The organism is Nocardia pseudovaccinii (assembly GCF_050942345.1).
Classification (GTDB): Bacteria; Actinomycetota; Actinomycetes; order Mycobacteriales; family Mycobacteriaceae; genus Nocardia; species Nocardia pseudovaccinii.
Window position 1 is genome coordinate 148,854 of record NZ_CP192074.1, and the last position, 14,122, is coordinate 162,975.

The 14,122-nt window shown below is 65.2% G+C and carries 16 protein-coding genes; 8 read left to right on the forward strand and 8 right to left on the reverse strand.

Translation table 11 applies throughout. The annotated features are described in order from the left end of the window. Positions 1-63 precede the first annotated feature (63 nt). Together ACQPZ2_RS00690 and ACQPZ2_RS00695 are read left to right on the forward strand one after the other, a co-directional pair. Positions 64-867, forward strand: coding sequence for a TnsA-like heteromeric transposase endonuclease subunit (locus ACQPZ2_RS00690; protein WP_433523819.1), 804 nt, complete (start codon positions 64-66; stop codon positions 865-867). Beyond that, positions 867-2,102 carry a hypothetical protein gene (locus tag ACQPZ2_RS00695; RefSeq protein WP_433523820.1) on the forward strand — a complete coding sequence of 412 codons (1,236 nt, stop codon included), beginning with the start codon at positions 867-869 and terminating at the stop codon, positions 2,100-2,102. Before ACQPZ2_RS00690 ends, ACQPZ2_RS00695 begins: the two co-directional genes overlap by 1 nt. On the opposite strand, the gene ACQPZ2_RS00700 is transcribed toward ACQPZ2_RS00695, so the two are convergent. The 3 genes from ACQPZ2_RS00700 to ACQPZ2_RS00710 all read right to left on the reverse strand — a co-directional run bounded on the left by ACQPZ2_RS00700 (position 2,079) and on the right by ACQPZ2_RS00710 (position 5,389). Further along, entirely contained in the window at positions 2,079-4,178 is a 2,100-nt protein-coding gene (locus ACQPZ2_RS00700; RefSeq protein WP_433520636.1) for a recombinase family protein, read from the reverse strand. The genes ACQPZ2_RS00695 and ACQPZ2_RS00700 overlap by 24 nt on opposite strands. A gap of 287 nt (positions 4,179-4,465) precedes the next feature. Beyond that, positions 4,466-4,951: a helix-turn-helix domain-containing protein gene (locus ACQPZ2_RS00705; protein ID WP_433520635.1), complete on the reverse strand. Its 486-nt coding sequence runs from the start codon at positions 4,949-4,951 to the stop codon at positions 4,466-4,468. Positions 4,952-5,140: 189 nt separating this feature from the next. Then, positions 5,141-5,389, reverse strand: coding sequence for a DUF5372 family protein (locus ACQPZ2_RS00710; RefSeq protein ID WP_433520634.1), 249 nt, complete (start codon positions 5,387-5,389; stop codon positions 5,141-5,143). A gap of 26 nt (positions 5,390-5,415) precedes the next feature. Here ACQPZ2_RS00710 and ACQPZ2_RS00715 point away from each other — a divergent pair, with 26 nt between their 5' ends. The 3 genes from ACQPZ2_RS00715 to ACQPZ2_RS00725 are packed head-to-tail and all read left to right on the forward strand — an operon-like array spanning position 5,416 to position 8,384. Next, complete coding sequence (locus ACQPZ2_RS00715; protein WP_433523821.1) at positions 5,416-6,342, forward strand: Mu transposase C-terminal domain-containing protein; 927 nt, start codon at positions 5,416-5,418, stop codon at positions 6,340-6,342. Further along, positions 6,339-7,367, forward strand: coding sequence for an ATP-binding protein (locus tag ACQPZ2_RS00720; protein ID WP_433523822.1), 1,029 nt, complete (start codon positions 6,339-6,341; stop codon positions 7,365-7,367). Before ACQPZ2_RS00715 ends, ACQPZ2_RS00720 begins: the two co-directional genes overlap by 4 nt. Positions 7,368-7,373: 6 nt before the next feature. Beyond that, entirely contained in the window at positions 7,374-8,384 is a 1,011-nt protein-coding gene (locus ACQPZ2_RS00725) for a TniQ family protein (RefSeq protein WP_433523823.1), read from the forward strand. A 600-nt stretch (positions 8,385-8,984) separates the two neighbouring features. Here the strand turns inward: ACQPZ2_RS00725 and ACQPZ2_RS00730 are convergent. Next, positions 8,985-9,554 (reverse strand): TetR/AcrR family transcriptional regulator, encoded by a 570-nt coding sequence (locus ACQPZ2_RS00730; protein WP_433523824.1) that lies wholly within the window; start codon positions 9,552-9,554, stop codon positions 8,985-8,987. Between the two features lie 98 nt (positions 9,555-9,652). Here ACQPZ2_RS00730 and ACQPZ2_RS00735 point away from each other — a divergent pair, with 98 nt between their 5' ends. Continuing rightward, the gene (locus ACQPZ2_RS00735; protein WP_433523825.1) at positions 9,653-10,078 is read left to right on the forward strand and encodes a tautomerase family protein; all 426 of its coding nucleotides are present in this window, start codon (positions 9,653-9,655) and stop codon (positions 10,076-10,078) included. A gap of 478 nt (positions 10,079-10,556) precedes the next feature. On the opposite strand, the gene ACQPZ2_RS00740 is transcribed toward ACQPZ2_RS00735, so the two are convergent. The 3 genes from ACQPZ2_RS00740 to ACQPZ2_RS00750 all read right to left on the reverse strand — a co-directional run bounded on the left by ACQPZ2_RS00740 (position 10,557) and on the right by ACQPZ2_RS00750 (position 12,022). Continuing rightward, positions 10,557-10,961 (reverse strand): nuclear transport factor 2 family protein, encoded by a 405-nt coding sequence (locus ACQPZ2_RS00740; protein WP_433523826.1) that lies wholly within the window; start codon positions 10,959-10,961, stop codon positions 10,557-10,559. Between the two features lie 267 nt (positions 10,962-11,228). Next, complete coding sequence (locus tag ACQPZ2_RS00745; RefSeq protein ID WP_433523827.1) at positions 11,229-11,666, reverse strand: hypothetical protein; 438 nt, start codon at positions 11,664-11,666, stop codon at positions 11,229-11,231. A 62-nt stretch (positions 11,667-11,728) separates the two neighbouring features. After that, positions 11,729-12,022, reverse strand: coding sequence for a hypothetical protein (locus ACQPZ2_RS00750; RefSeq protein WP_433523828.1), 294 nt, complete (start codon positions 12,020-12,022; stop codon positions 11,729-11,731). A 386-nt stretch (positions 12,023-12,408) separates the two neighbouring features. Here ACQPZ2_RS00750 and ACQPZ2_RS00755 point away from each other — a divergent pair, with 386 nt between their 5' ends. After that, the gene (locus ACQPZ2_RS00755) at positions 12,409-12,588 is read left to right on the forward strand and encodes a DUF4232 domain-containing protein (protein ID WP_433523829.1); all 180 of its coding nucleotides are present in this window, start codon (positions 12,409-12,411) and stop codon (positions 12,586-12,588) included. Between the two features lie 33 nt (positions 12,589-12,621). Here ACQPZ2_RS00755 and ACQPZ2_RS00760 read toward each other — a convergent pair whose 3' ends face one another. After that, on the reverse strand, positions 12,622-12,843 hold the full coding sequence (locus ACQPZ2_RS00760; protein ID WP_433523830.1) for a hypothetical protein: 222 nt from the start codon (positions 12,841-12,843) through the stop codon (positions 12,622-12,624). A gap of 231 nt (positions 12,844-13,074) precedes the next feature. Here ACQPZ2_RS00760 and ACQPZ2_RS00765 point away from each other — a divergent pair, with 231 nt between their 5' ends. Continuing rightward, entirely contained in the window at positions 13,075-13,995 is a 921-nt protein-coding gene (locus ACQPZ2_RS00765; RefSeq protein WP_433523831.1) for a hypothetical protein, read from the forward strand. Positions 13,996-14,122: the final 127 nt, after the last annotated feature.

A 14,122-nucleotide genomic window follows, 5' to 3' on the forward strand; every position in this document is an offset into this window, starting at 1 on the left:
GAGTTCTCATGTGATGTGGCGGTGGGGTGGCGGATTCTCAGCTGATGTGGCGAGGATGGTCTGATGCTGGGACGGAGAGTTGAGACAAGCTGCGCCGCTGACGAATTCGAGGCCGTGTTCGTGACGGGGGCCGGTGTCGAGCGCAGGGTGTGGTGGCGGTCGCTGCCGGAGGTGGTCGGGGAGATCGCCGCGCCGGTGCGGTCGTTCCCTTCGTATCGGGGTCAACGCAACTTTCCTGGCTGGTATTGGTCGGCGACGTTGGGGCGGCGGATCGGGTTCGAGTCGTGGGTGGAGCGGGATCATCTGGTGGCGTTGGACTTCGATCCCGCGGTGGTCGATCTGGTGTCTCAACCGTTTCGGTTGATGTGGGTGGGTGGGGACGGTGGTTCGCGACGGCACACGCCGGATTTCCTGGTGCGTCTCGAGGACGGGCGGGTGCTGGTGCTGGACTCGCGTCCGCTCGAGTTGATTGCCGAGCGTGATCGTGAGGCGTTCGCGGCGACGGCGCGGGCGTGTGAGTTGGTGGGGTGGGAGTACGCGGTGTGGGATCGTGTGGATCCGGTGGTCGCGGCGAATCATCGTTGGCTGGCGGGGTATCGGCATCCGCGTTGTTTTGATGAGCAGGTGGCGGCGCGGCTGCTGGCGGTGTTCGAGGGGCCGGGGCTGTTGATGGATGGCGCGGAGTCGGCGGGTGATCCGTTGGGAACGCTGCCGGTGCTCTATCACTTGTTGTGGCGTCGGTGGCTGGTGGCGGATCTGGCGGTGGTGTTGTCGCATCGCACGCTGGTGCGGGTCGCGCCGAAGGTGGCGGATCTGTCGGAAGTGGCGAGTCTGTCGGATGGGTTGTTGTCGGCGGGTGGTCGGTGATGGAGCGACCGAGTGTGCTGTCGGTGGGGGATCAGGTGGTGTTCGGCGGGATGGGCCACACCGTTGTCGCCATCTCCGGCACCCGGATCCGGTTGTTGTCGGATGCTGGGGAGGCGAGTGTGGTCGCCTTGCCGTATTTGTTGGCGGCGGCGGATTTCGAGCTGGTCGGGTCGGGTCCGGCACCGAAGGTCGAACCGTTCAACCTGCTCGACACTTTGCCGGAGGCGGTGCTGGCCGAGGCCAGGGAATGGGAACGCCACGTCATCGAAGTCGAGACGGGCCTACCGCCGGGTGCTGGGGTGGCGGCGACCGCGCGGGCCGAGTACGACCCGGTGACGCAGACGCTGACCGCGCGGGAGCAGGCGAAGGCGGCGGAGTTGACTGCGGCGGGCCGCAAGACCAGTGCCCGCACGGTTCAGCGGATGCGGCGGCGCTACCGCGAGCAGGGTTTGTGGGGTGTGGTCGATTCGCGCTACGTCCGGACGTTGACACCGACGGGGAAGGTGGATGCGCGGGTGGTGGCGGCGGCGACCGCGGTCGTCGCGGCGCAGACCGGGACGTCGACGGGCACGAAAACCCGTGCTATCCGTCAGATCCGGCAATTGCTCGATGATGAGCACGGTGAAGGTGTTGTGGCGATGCCGTCGCAGGCGACGTGTTATCGGCTGCTGGATGTGTTGTCCAAGGGGCGCCACACTTTCGGGTCGGCGGTGACGCGTCGGCAGAGCGCGAACAAACCCGACCGCGTCTACACCGCGACGCTGGCGGCGCGGCCGGGTGAGCAGGTGCAGTTGGATGCGACACCGCTGGATGTGATGGCGGTGATGGACGACGGTGTGATCGGGCGCGCGGAGCTGGTTTTGGCGATCGATATCGCCACCCGCACCATCTGCGCGGGGGTGCTGCGCCCGGTCGGGGCGAAAGCCGTTGACGCGGCACTGATCCTGGCGCGGGTGATGGTTCCCGAACCGATGCGCCCGGGATGGGATCAGGCGTTGGCGATGTCGGCGTCGCGGATCCCGCATCGGCGGATGGTGTCGCTGGATGCGCGGTTGGCGTTGGCGGCGGCCAAACCGGTGATCGTGCCGGACACCGTGGTGGTCGATCACGGGAAGGTGTTTCTGTCGGAGGTGTTCCTGCGGGCGGCGGACACCCTGGGCATCTCGGTTCAGCCTGCCCACCAGTTGACGGCCACGGACAAACCTCTGGCTTCATACTGCGCTCCTTGTGGTTGATGCGGTGGTTGTTGTGGTGGCGGGGGTTGGTTTGCGGGGTGGGCGTCCGGGTCGTGGTCGGGCGAGGTCGGGGCTGGGGAGTTGGTAGAGGTATTCGCCTTTGTCGTTGGCGCGTTTGCCGGTGAGCAGCCCGCTGTTGCGCCAGGTCTTGACGGTGTTGGGGCTGATGGCCAGGTGGCGGGCGATCTCGTTGAGGGTGAGCAGTCCCTGGTCGCGCAGTCGTTGGGTGTGGCTGCGTAGCTGGTAGGCGTGGCGGATGTGGCGGATGATGCCGAGGTGGAGGGGTCCTCCGGTGCCGCTGGTGAGTCCTTGGTTGGTCAGGATGGCGGCGATCTCGGAGTCGGTGTGTTCGTCGAGCAGTGTGTCGACGGCGGTGACGACTTCGGTGGGGGTTTGGCGGATCTGCCAGGAGGCCAACGGGATTGGCAGGGTCAGTGTGTGGTCCTGGCCGCCGCGGAGTCTGATGTGGACGGTGATGGTGGTGTCGTTGCGGGCGAGCGTGGCGTCGGCGATCAGCAGGCGGACAACGCGTTTGCGTTCGCGCATCGGGGTGTTGGGGTTGTTCCAGAGGGCGGGGAAGTCGGCGGCCAGGGCTGTGATCGCGTCGCGTTGGGCTTGGTCGAGGGGCCCGTTGTGGCTGTGGTGGGCGCGTTCGTAGGTTTCGGTGGCGTCGTTGAGTTCGCGCAGGGCAGCGTTCCAGGCCGCTTCGAGTTGGTCGGCGACCAGGCGGTTGGCGGGGTCGACCGCAAGGTAGCGGCGGCGGGCGAGGTCGGCATGGTATTGGGCGCGTTGGACGGTGGTGGCGCGGATGCGGTCGGCTTCCTCGGCGCGGGCGGCCAGTTCGTCGGAGACCGCGAGGGCGGTCTGCAGGGCCAGTGGGGTGAGGGTGTCCAGCAGCAGTGTGCCGACGGCGGCGTCGATCGAGGCGCCGGGGACGCGCTGGCAGATCGCCTTGCCCCGCGCGATGCCCTCGGACTGGCAGACGTATTCGGGCGTGAGTTGGTCTTTGCGCTGGTGGTAGCGGACGGTCATCCGGCCACCGCACTTGCCGCAGATCACGAGTCCTTGCAGCAGGGCGGGGCCCTCGCGGGGTGGGCTGGCGCGGCGGTCGGTGCCGTGGGCGGTGGCGTTGGCGGCCAGTCTGGCTTGGTTGGCCTCGAACCGTTCCCAGCCGATGTAGCCGACGTGGGCGTCGGTGATCAGCACGGTCCATTCCTCGCGTGGGAGCACGCGGGTGCTCTGCCCGCCGCCGGGCTTGCGCGCGTGGGCGTGGCGGCCGTAAAAGAACGCGCCGGCGTAACGGGGGTTGTGCAGCACCTGCAGCACCCGGGAGTGCTCGAGCTCGCCCCAGGACAGCTCGCCCTTGCGCGGCCCGGTGGCCAGGCGGCGGGGGAACAACAGTTCGTCGGCGGCGAATGCCTTGACCACGGCCAGGGCGGACCCGGTCGCGTCGAAGGTGTCGAACACCCGCGCCACCGCGCCTTGGACGCTGGCGTCGGGATCGAGGGTGACTGTGCCGGTGCCGTCGCGGACCAGGCCGACCGGCAGCGGCATGACCAGCTCACCGCGTCGGGCCTTGGATAGTTGACCGCCCCGCAGCCGCGCTTTGAGAAAGTGCAGTTCGGCCTCGGACATCGTGCCTTTCAAGCCGAGCAGCAGCCGGTCGTTGAAGTCGGCGGGGTCGTAGAGGCCGTCCTCGTCGCAGATCAGGGTGCCGGTCAGGGCGCAGATCTCCAGCAACCGGTGCCAGTCGGTGTTGTTGCGGGCCAGCCGGGACACCTCCAGGCCCAGCACGATCCCCGCTCTGCCCATACCGACCTCGGCGACGAGGCGCTGGAAGCCTTCCCGGTCGGCAGCCGAGGCCCCGGACTGGCCCTGGTCGGTGTCGATGACAATGATCTGCGACTCGGCCCAGCCCAGGGCCACTGCCCGGCCGCGCAACGCGTATTGCCGGGTGGCGGACTCGGTGTTGGTCAGCACTTGCTTGAGGCTGGACTGGCGAACATAGAGGTAGGCGTCACGCCGCAGGTGCTCGTGGCCGACCTTGCCTGCCGCGTTCGCGGCGAGGGTGTGCATCAACTGCTCCTTGATCGTGTGGTGCGCGCAGGCAAGCCAGCGCCATGCCGGCCATCACCCGAACCAACTCATCGGTCCGGCCTGATGGCACGATCGCTTGCCTGACAGGGATATCTCGCGAATTATGTTGCGGGGCAACGAGGATCTGCTGTTGCGTGGTGAGCCAGGCGGCCATGCCGCGCCCGGCCAGCACACCCCAACCCAGCCGGTGCCCACCGGGCCGACCGGACAACACGGCCCGCCGCAGCCGCTCGTATCGTTCCGCGGCGCCCTCGCCCCGCGCGGGTTCAGGGGCCGCTTTTGGGTCCCTCCTCGAATTCGGTGCGGCGGCGCTCGAGCGCCCGCTCGACCGACCGCGGGTGCACCCGGATTCCGAACCGCTGCTCGATCCGCTCGGCCAGTTCGCCAGGCCGTCTGGCAGGGTCGGTGGCCAGCAGCTCCTCCAAGTGGTCGATGACCTCGGCGGTGAGCTTGCGCGGCCCTTTCGGGCCGGGCTTGCCGGGCACCAAGGCGGCCGGGCCGCCCTCGGCCAGCGCGGCAGCGGCCTGGTAGAAGGTCTGGCGGGACAACCCGAACGCCGCCGCCGCGCGGGCGACCGGCACGCCATCGACCTCGACGCGGCGCACCATCTCGTACTTGACCTGCACCATGTCCCGCGCGTCGAAGAACTCCGAGGACGCGAACCGCTCGTCGGACACTACCTCCGGGCGCGGGTTCAGCGTCCGCGACTCCCGCAACGCCCGCGCCTTCTGATCCTCACGCCGCTTGGCCACGCCAACCTCCACCCTTCCATGTGTCAATAGGATTCTGTCAACACGATCAAGGAAGCTAGCCGAGAAGCACTACGAAAGTCCAGTCATATCAAGGAATTACTGCCTGCCATCTCAGAATGTATCGGACGCTATCCAACCTCTCGGCATAATCTTCCTGACACTCGCGGCGTAGTCTGATTGACAGGCCGATCACGCCGAGTGCAGCTGGGAGATCATGACGGCGAGGGCGAGTAGATCGCCGACCCGGAACGCGCAGCGGCCCGCCGCCATGATCACGAACGGGTCCGGCTCGGCCGCGTCGGTCCAGGCAGTGGGCAGGGACTTCAACTCGCCGCGCTCGTCGTGGAAGCACACCCGGTCCTCGCCCCAGTTGTTGCGCAGCGCAACGAACTCGAACTCCCGCCCGCACCACGGATGGAAGGGATGGGTTACACGCACAACACGTCGCGTATCAGGGGCATCGGGTGCATTCGACGACTCGGTCCAAGGCGATCGTGGAGCGGACGTTCTCCTCGATCAACACGTTGTTCTGTCAGCATGTCAGTGGCTACACCGGCCGCGATGTCACCCGGCGCGGTGCTGATGTCGGCGAACGCGCGGTCTGGTCGCTGCCGGATTTGCAGGAACTGTTCGACGAGTGGGTTCTGGCCGGGTGGCAGACGCGCCCGCATGAGGGGCTGCGTCATCCGTTCACTCCTGATAAGGCGATTTCACCGAATGACCTCTATGCGGCGATGGTCGCGGCGGCGGGGTATGTTCCGGTGACCCTGACCGGTCAGGACTACATCGAACTGCTGCCCGCGGACTGGCGGGCGATCGGTGACGGCGGGATCCAGATCGACTACCGCACCTACAACAGTCCCGAACTGCGGCCCTGGGCGCGGCAGAGTTCGGGTGTCGCCAGCCGGGGCGGGCGCTGGGAGGTCCACTACGACCCCTATGACGTTTCCCGGATCTGGGTGCGCAACCACCGCGGCAAAGGTTGGTTCACCGTTCCCTGGACCCATCAGGGTGTCGTCGGGCAACCGTTCGCTGATTTCACGTGGCGCGCGGCCCGCAAGATCGCTGCCGATCGGGGCGTGGACGACGCCAACGAGATGGCGGTGGCGGTGATTCTGGCAGCGCTGCTGCGCCGCGCCGAAGCCGGCCCGCACGCGACGCGCGCTCTGGCGCGCACCGTGTCCACCCGGGCGATGACCAACCATCTGCCTGCCGAACTGACCGCGTCGATCGGTGACTGGCCCGCCGACCCACCGCCACCACCACTGGCGGTGCCCGCGGCCACCGACACCACCGGCGGCTCCGTCGAGGAATCGGTGGAGGTCGCCGCCGATGAGGTGGTGCCGTTCGGCATGTTCGACCCGTTCGATGATCGCGAGGTCCGCTGGTGAGTGAATCGATGCTCTACTCGCGTCATCCCTTGGCCACCAAACAGGGCTGGTCGGCGTTCATCGCTCAGGCCAACCCTGAACCGCCGCAGCTGCTTTCCGATGCCGACTGGCGCAAGCTGGACGGGCTCGAGCGTGAAGTCTACGACGACGCCCGCCAGGACTATCACTCCTCGCTGCTGTTGGTCGCCACCCCCGATATCCGCAAGATCATCCACACCGGTTCGAAGTTGATCATCAACAACCGCGGCAAGCAGTTGGGCCGTCGCGGGCTGATCGTTTCCGGTTCCAGCGGCACCGGCAAGTCGACCTCGATCACCCAGTTGGGCAAGAAGTTCCAGGTCGAGTTCGAGCGCCGCAATCCTGGCATCCCCGACCGGATTCCGGTTGTCTATATCGTCGTCCCGCCCGATGCCAACCCCAAAGCGTTGGCCGCGGAGATGGCGGTGTTCCTGGGGTTGCCGGTCGGGCGCCACGACAGCCCCCAAGCGTTGGCCCACACCGTCGCGGCGGTGATGCGCCGCGCGGGCACAGGGCTGGTCCTCGTCGATGAGATCCATCGTCTCGACCTGACCACCCGCAAGGGCAAAGACGCCTCCGATCAGCTGAAGTATTTCTTCGACACGATCTCGGCGACGTTCGTCTATGCCGGGCTCGACCTCGCCGAGACCAGTTTGTTCACCGGGGTCCGCGGTCGCCAGATCGCCGGCCGGTTCATCCCGGTCTCGACCGAACCGTTCGCCCACCACACCGCCGAGGCCAAACGTGACTGGATCAAACTTGTTGCCACGATGGAACATTCACTGCGTCTGCACCATCACACGGCGGGAACATTGATCGAACTGGCGCCCTACCTGCACGCCCGCACTAGCGGCATGATCGGCAGTCTCGATCAACTCATCTACGAGGCGGCCAACGACGCGATCAGCGACGGCAGCGAGAAGATCACCAGGACCCACCTCGACGCGGTCATCCTCGACATCGCCGCCAACGACCAATACGAGCCGCCGCGCCGACCCAAGCGGTGAGCTCGGGTGGAGCTCTGGCAAAACGATGCGGCGCCGCTGCCGTTCCGAGTCCGCCCGGTCCAGGGCGAGACCACCCTGTCCTATGTGTTGCGTCTCGCCGCCGCGAACGAACTCGACCGCCCGACAACACTTTTGCGGCCACTGGGCGAACCACTCAGCACCGCGCTCTCGCAAACGATGATCGCCAACCGCGACGTCACCCTCAACGAACCCGCCCAACGACGTCTGGAAGCTTTCAGCGGTATCGACCTCGAGGACCTGCGACAACGGCTACCCACCCTCGAACAGAGTTGCGGTGAACCAGATCGCCGGTCGCCGGCGTTCCAGGTGTTTGCCGATAGCAACGGCATCCGCCGCGCCTGCGAACGATGCATCGCCCGGCTACCAGGCACACCCGACATCCGGGTCTATCTGCATCGAGCTCCCGGGTTCTGCCGCCGTCATCGACGTTGGGTCGCCACCCATAAATACGACCCCGACCAACTCGACCTCACCGAAACCCCGGAAATCGTCACCGCGATCAAGCGCCGCCAACGGCTGATCGCGTCCGCTGAAGATGCCCGATGGGCACGCGGTGAAATCTGGTGGGCCGAGCAAATTCCGGTCGGATGGCTCACCATAACCATGCGGTTCACCAACCTGTTGGACTCGCTACACGAGCAATGGCAGCGCCGCCGCGCGGCATTGGCCGTCGATGGGGCACACGTCCCGGACTCGGTGATCGTGCTACCGGAAACGATCACCATCGCCGAGGTGACCTGCAACCTGAAGTGGCGACGCTATATCGCCCTGGCCGAACACGACTACCAGATCCGACCGTTCTATCGGCTCCTGAGCCGGCGCCTGCGACAGCCTCTCGGCTTCGCCGAGAGGATCAGCCAGCCGGACTCACCAGCAAGGCAATGGGTCGATGAGCAGCGTCGAAAGCACGAAGAAACCCGTCACAACCACTGGCAAACCACCCGAACCACCACCGGCCGGGAAATCCCGTTCCCCGAAATCCGCCACTTCAAATGAGAAGCAATGACCAACCACGACGACACCGCAAATGGCGAACCGCAGGTCAACAAACACAGTCCCGACAGACCAAGCGAGAACCGACATCTATTTAGGGATTGGTTGCTGTGTGTGTGGGGATAGTTTGCGGTGAGGGGGTGCGGAGTTCGGACATAGATTGCGGGATCTGAGGGCGTAGACCGGAGTGGTGGGTGAGACTGCCTACTCGTGTCGAGTCTGAACGTGGTGCCCGGCGGCGCGTCGAGGCCGCCGAGTGGGTGGTGCTCGATCGTCGATGTCGGTCTTGCGTGGGCGAACAGCGGTGACCGTGGTCAGATGTGTGGTCGGTGCTGTTGGAGGGTTGTCTGCCGGTGCGCGGGTTCCCCTTGTGCAAGGGGCGGTGCAATCATGTGGTGTGCTGGTGGACGGCGACGACTGATGGGCATGTGGGCTATGGGTCGTGGCTGGAACGAGATCGGTTGGTGCGGCTGGACTTCGAGCTGAGTGTGGTAGGGATCGCGGCTCGGCCGTTCTGGTTGTTCTGGACCACGGCCGAGGGCAAGCTGCGGTCGCATATATCCCACCTGATGTGCTCGACGAGGTGGTGCACTGCTCGGGCGGTCACCGACCTCGGGGATAGCGGTGCCGGATCAGATCTGTTGCGGTGCGGGTTATCCGGTCGAACGGCTCGAGGCTGCCATCGGCGCGGCAGAGCACATGTGCTCCCTGTAGTAGCGTGATCAGGGTCGTCGCCAGGTCGGCGGCGGTATCGTGGTCTACACCTGCGGCGGTCAACCGTTGCGCGAGAGTCGTTGTCCACGAGTCGAAGACGTCCGACGCTACATCGCGCAGCGTTCCGCTGTCCGGATCGATGGTGACAGCGGCAACCGCGCAGCCCGCACCCTCGGCCGAAGCATCGACCACCGGCCGTACGGAGGCGAGGAAAGTCTCGACCACTGTCAGCGGGTCGTCGGTGGGCAACTGCGCCAGATGTCCGCACACGTCGCGGCCATTTCGTGTCGCGGCCTCAGCGACGAGCTCGGCCTTACCGCCGGGGAAATGATGGTAGATCGCGCCACGCGCCGCGCCGCTGGCATCGAGAACCTCGGTGAACGACATTCCCGCGACACCCTTTGTGCGCAGTACATCGATGGCGGCGCCGATCATCCGGTCCCGCGTATCTGCTGCCATGAGTTCCTCCGGAAGAAACGTTGACTAGTACGTCCATCCTACTGCACGCTAGCAATCGCTAGTACGTACGTACTAGCGATTAGTTCGAGGAGGCCGCTATGCCCATCACCGTCACCGCGCCGACCGGAGCTCTCACCGAGTCCGGCGAGTGCGAAATTCTGCCCCGGCTCACCGCGGCCCTGCTCGAGGTCAGTGGTGGCACCGGAAATGACTTCTTCACCGGAATCATCGGTGGGACAGTGCATCTGCTGCCACCCCACGCCATCTACGCGGGTGGGGTGAACCGGCGGATTGTCATGGTCGAGCTGAAGCTGCCCAATATCGGTCTCCCTGATCCGCAGAGCCGGGCCGCGTTCATCATGGCTGCCACCGACATCGTCGAGGCGCTCACGATTCCCTCGCACAATCGTGCCGACACCTGGGTGAACATCCTCAATGCCCCCGATGGCGGCTGGGGAATCGGCGGTCGCGCATACACCGGCGACACCCTGATCGCCGCGGTCGCAGCCGCCGGGACGGCATAAGGCTGCCGACGGCACCGCGATACGGGATCTGCGGCACGGTGCCTGTGTAGCCGCGAGCGTAGCCATACCCGCCAGTCGCGACGAGCCGCAGCAGGAGAAGGCGAGTGACCACCGAGGAGAGGGGCTCGGCATCGTGCAACCGCTTTGCGGGACCGCGATACCCATACCGAATCCGCAAGGTAGGTCTGAACACTCGCGCCGTCGACGGTGTTCGGGGAACTCTTCGGGTCGCAGGTCGGCTCGGAGCGATCCGCAAGGTCCACACGGACCGGACAATATTTGGTCTGTTCAGGGAGATTGGTTGCGGTGAGGGGTGCGGAGTTGAGATATACGTTGCGGTTCCCGGGGCATAGGACGCTGTGGCGGGCAGATCGCGTGCGCGTGCCGAACCTGAGCGGCGTCCGCGGACCAAAGCAACTTCACTTCACATCGGATGTCGACGGGCGCACACAATTCCAGCGTCGTCGAGCCGACCCCGTCAGGCGCCCTTTGTCCACGCCCAGGCTGTGAGCCGCCATTGCGTCTCCACCTTGCCGAGCGCGACGGTGAAGGTCGAGCCGGTTTGGGTTACCTGCTTGCCCTGTAGATCGACCGTCATGGTGGCGGGAACAACGACGTAGGCGTGGTCGCCGGTGACGGTGACGTGTCGTGGTTCGCCGAGAGCAATGTGGTAGCCCGACGCTCCTGTGTGCTCGCCCTCGGTGCACACGTCCTGCCACCAGTCCTCGCTGGCTGTCGGCCCCTGCCACACATGCGGTGACATTCCGTCGAGTATCTGCATCGGGTCGGCACACAGAGCCGCCATCGCCGTCGAGTCCCCGTTGTTGAAGGCATCGACGTATTCGAGCACCACAGTCATGGGCGGGTCGAGGGCGATGTCCATGCTGGGGACGGTAACCCGAGTTCCCCGCGCCGGGACGAACGCTGCCGTCGTGTCGTCGTTGGTCTTCTCGACCCGGAAGGCCAGCGATGGGGCGACAACCGGTTCCAGGCTGCCGTCGCCGTCGCGTGGTCGAAAGTCCCAGATCCACTGTGGAACAGCGGCCCTTGCTGAGTGCTGGCAGAAACGCACTGCGGCTGTGCTCTTGGGGCTTCTGTTCGTCGCCGCGTTGGTGGTCTACCTGATCCTCGTCCTGGCTGAGGACGCCGATCATGTGTCGAACAGTTGGATGTGGACGAAGCGGCTCGACGGGTCGCGCTCGTCCACGATGATGATCCGGTTGACCGACTGTCCGTCGGGGCGATGGTAGACGTCCTCGGCTTGCAGGAGCGAGGGCGAAGTCTCCAGAGGCGGACCGGCAATGGTGGTCTCGGCCACGCGGAAAACTTTGGTCAGCGGCGCGGAGAATTTCGATGTGGCCAGCAGCAGGGTTAGGCCCTGCGGATCGGTGGATATGGCTAGCTGGTAGAGCGTGTCGCGGCCGTGCTCGGATCGGGCGCCGAGCACGGAGGCGTTGTCCGGAATGACGATCCCGCCGAATTCGGAAGCCTCCCTGGCGGTGTTGGTGTCGTTTGCGGTCTGGGTCGGCTGCGACCGGTGGTCGCCGTCATGTCTTTCGCTGCTGCAGCCGGTCATGCCGACCGTCATGGCTATGAGGCCGGCGACGACACCGGCCAGCTTTATCTGCCGGATTCCAGGTGTTGGGTACCTCATCGGGTGGGATCACTCCTCTCGCCGTCGCGGCCGCCGGGCGCCCCTGGCAGGTTCACCGGTCCGTTCGACGGTACTGTCCCCTCGTATCGCCGGACCCCGCTGGATCCTGCGATGTCGTACTCCCGCGCCAAGCCCGCCGTGTGCAGCGCTCCCATGCGCTTGTCCGAGACGGTGATACCGGCGATCTCGGTGCTCTTGTCACCGTCCCAGTTGTAGCGGTCGTGCACGTGCAGTTGGTACTCGGCGATGATGCGTGGCTCGGCACTCTCGGCCGGTTTGTGCACTGTCACTACACCGGTGGCTGACAGATGGATGCCGCCCATCGCGAGACCGCTCGATATGCGGTCCTGGAGCGGAAGTGATGGAGCCGGATGCTCTGGTGACTGGTGTGTATCCGGCGCCTGGGATGTTCGGCTCTTCGCACCGGCGACCGTTCTGATCGGTCGTGGCGTATCCGGTTGTGGTGAGTGCATTTCCGCTGCGCATTTTCCTGTTCGCGGAGTGCGATGATCTGTTGTGAGGAGATTGCGGATGGGGTGGTGGCTGCTCATTGCGGCTACGGCCGTGATGGCGAGCGGTTGCGGTTCCGAACCCTCGGCGTCGGATACGACGACCTACAGCGCAGATCCGGCCCCTGCAGGTGGTTTCGGGATCGTCGGCGGCTGGGACGTCGGCCGTGCGCGATTCGGATGCTGTTGCACCGCAATGTCGGACAGCGGATCTGGCGGCCGTTCTCGGACCGGAAACCGCCGCTGCTGGGACTGTCGAGTTCCCGATCGTGTTCACCAACAACGGGTCCGGTCCGTGTGCACTCGAAGGTCTCGCGGGTGTCTTCTATGTCACCGGGTCACGGTAGCCCGGACATTGTTTTAGGTGCATGCTAGTCGGATTATGTTCTGCGCCTATAGGTTTGGTCATTGCGGTTTTCGGTCGTGTGCCCGCGCCAGGTCCGGTAGCAGAGTGCGGTGGTTGCGCCGGCGGTAGCGAGGGCGGAGGTGGTGTCGTTGCTCAGGACCACGAGCACGATGACAGCTATCAGGATCAGTGCCAGCGCTGCCAGGTCGAAGGCGGCGCTGCGATTGGGGCGGGGCGTGGATGGGGGGATCGGCATCAACGAGTCCTTCCGGTTTGTGCTCTCACCCCGATCTAGTAGTGATGTGAGTTGTGAGATCCCCCGGAGAATGGCGTTTCCACAGAATTTTTCGAGTTTCGGGGGGATCAGCCCACAGGCCCCTACAACTGTGGTGTCGGTGCGCGACCGCGTGCCGAGACGAACACCTGTCGGCGGCCGTTGCAGGGGATGGCGCGTGCGCGGAGGAGGAAACGCATGGGGACATCAGATGTGGAGGCCGTACCCCCGGATAGAAATGATCCGGACAGCTATCTCGTAGGCCAGCGAGGTTCCTATGCCAAGGACCGCGCCGAGTGGGCTCGCGAGGTTGTGAAACATGCTGGTAAGCATGGGAAAACACCGTCGGAGACGACGGTGTCGCCATGCTCGTTATGTCAAGTCTGCACGGCTAGTCCGCCGCCGGCTCCTGTTGAGCAGGCTCTGGAGGTGCTGGATCAAGCGGCTGCCGAACGTGAGTTGTTCGAATTGTTGCGCTCTGAGGAAGTCCAGGGCCCCGTGTGGGATTGGGTGGCCACCGCATTGATCGAGTACGCCACCCAGGTTCTGCACCCGTGGATCTGTACCGGCGAGATCTATCGGAGGCTCGCCGAGAAGAGGATCGGTCTCAAAGCCGACGCCGACGAACGCAGAGTATTGGTTGTAGATCGGGACCGCCGAATCGAGATCATCGATCGGACGGTGGTCGACGCGCTGACGAAATTCCAAGGTCACATGCGTGCGGAAAAGGGCTGGGATCCATGTCGGGGCGCGATGCTGCGGACGTTCTTTCTCACGGCTTGCCTTTTCGAGTTCCGACGCGTCCTCGAGGAAGACCTCCGATGGAGGCGCACCAATCAGCCTGTCTCCCATGGGGTTAATGGCATCGAGGAGTTGGTGGATACCCGCAGTTGCTCGGGATCCCGCTCAGGCGCCGATCCGATGTCGGTGGTGACCGAGCGAATGGCGATCTTGGAGTTCCTTGCGACGCTGTCACCGACCGACAGGATCATCGTGTTGAAAGTCGCGCATGGCTACACCCAGCGTGAAATCGCAGATCTGTTCCCGAATGCGAATCTGACCACCAAGGTCATCGAACACCGACTACGGAAGATTCGCGAGCACGCTCGACTCAACCTGAGGACCCACGAATGAAAGAACACGACCTCACCACTGCCGCGGGACTTGCTGCCCATACTCAGGACCTCATCGAGCGGTCATCACTCGGGGAAGAAGGGCCTCGCCGACTGCGGAACCGAGCATCTCGTAACCAAGTCAACCG

What these genes read in the sequence shown, in the direction of transcription:
- ACQPZ2_RS00690 (WP_433523819.1), top strand. Translation starts at nt 64, where the DNA reads ATGCTGGGACGGAGAGTTGAGACAAGCTGCGCCGCTGACGAATTCGAG.
- ACQPZ2_RS00695 (WP_433523820.1), top strand. Translation starts at nt 867, where the DNA reads ATGGAGCGACCGAGTGTGCTGTCGGTGGGGGATCAGGTGGTGTTCGGC.
- ACQPZ2_RS00740 (WP_433523826.1), bottom strand. Translation starts at nt 10,961, where the DNA reads ATGGACATCGCCCTCGACCCGCCCATGACTGTGGTGCTCGAATACGTC.
- ACQPZ2_RS00735 (WP_433523825.1), top strand. Translation starts at nt 9,653, where the DNA reads ATGCCCATCACCGTCACCGCGCCGACCGGAGCTCTCACCGAGTCCGGC.
- ACQPZ2_RS00700 (WP_433520636.1), bottom strand. Translation starts at nt 4,178, where the DNA reads ATGCACACCCTCGCCGCGAACGCGGCAGGCAAGGTCGGCCACGAGCAC.
- ACQPZ2_RS00760 (WP_433523830.1), bottom strand. Translation starts at nt 12,843, where the DNA reads ATGCCGATCCCCCCATCCACGCCCCGCCCCAATCGCAGCGCCGCCTTC.
- ACQPZ2_RS00730 (WP_433523824.1), bottom strand. Translation starts at nt 9,554, where the DNA reads ATGGCAGCAGATACGCGGGACCGGATGATCGGCGCCGCCATCGATGTA.
- ACQPZ2_RS00745 (WP_433523827.1), bottom strand. Translation starts at nt 11,666, where the DNA reads ATGACGGTCGGCATGACCGGCTGCAGCAGCGAAAGACATGACGGCGAC.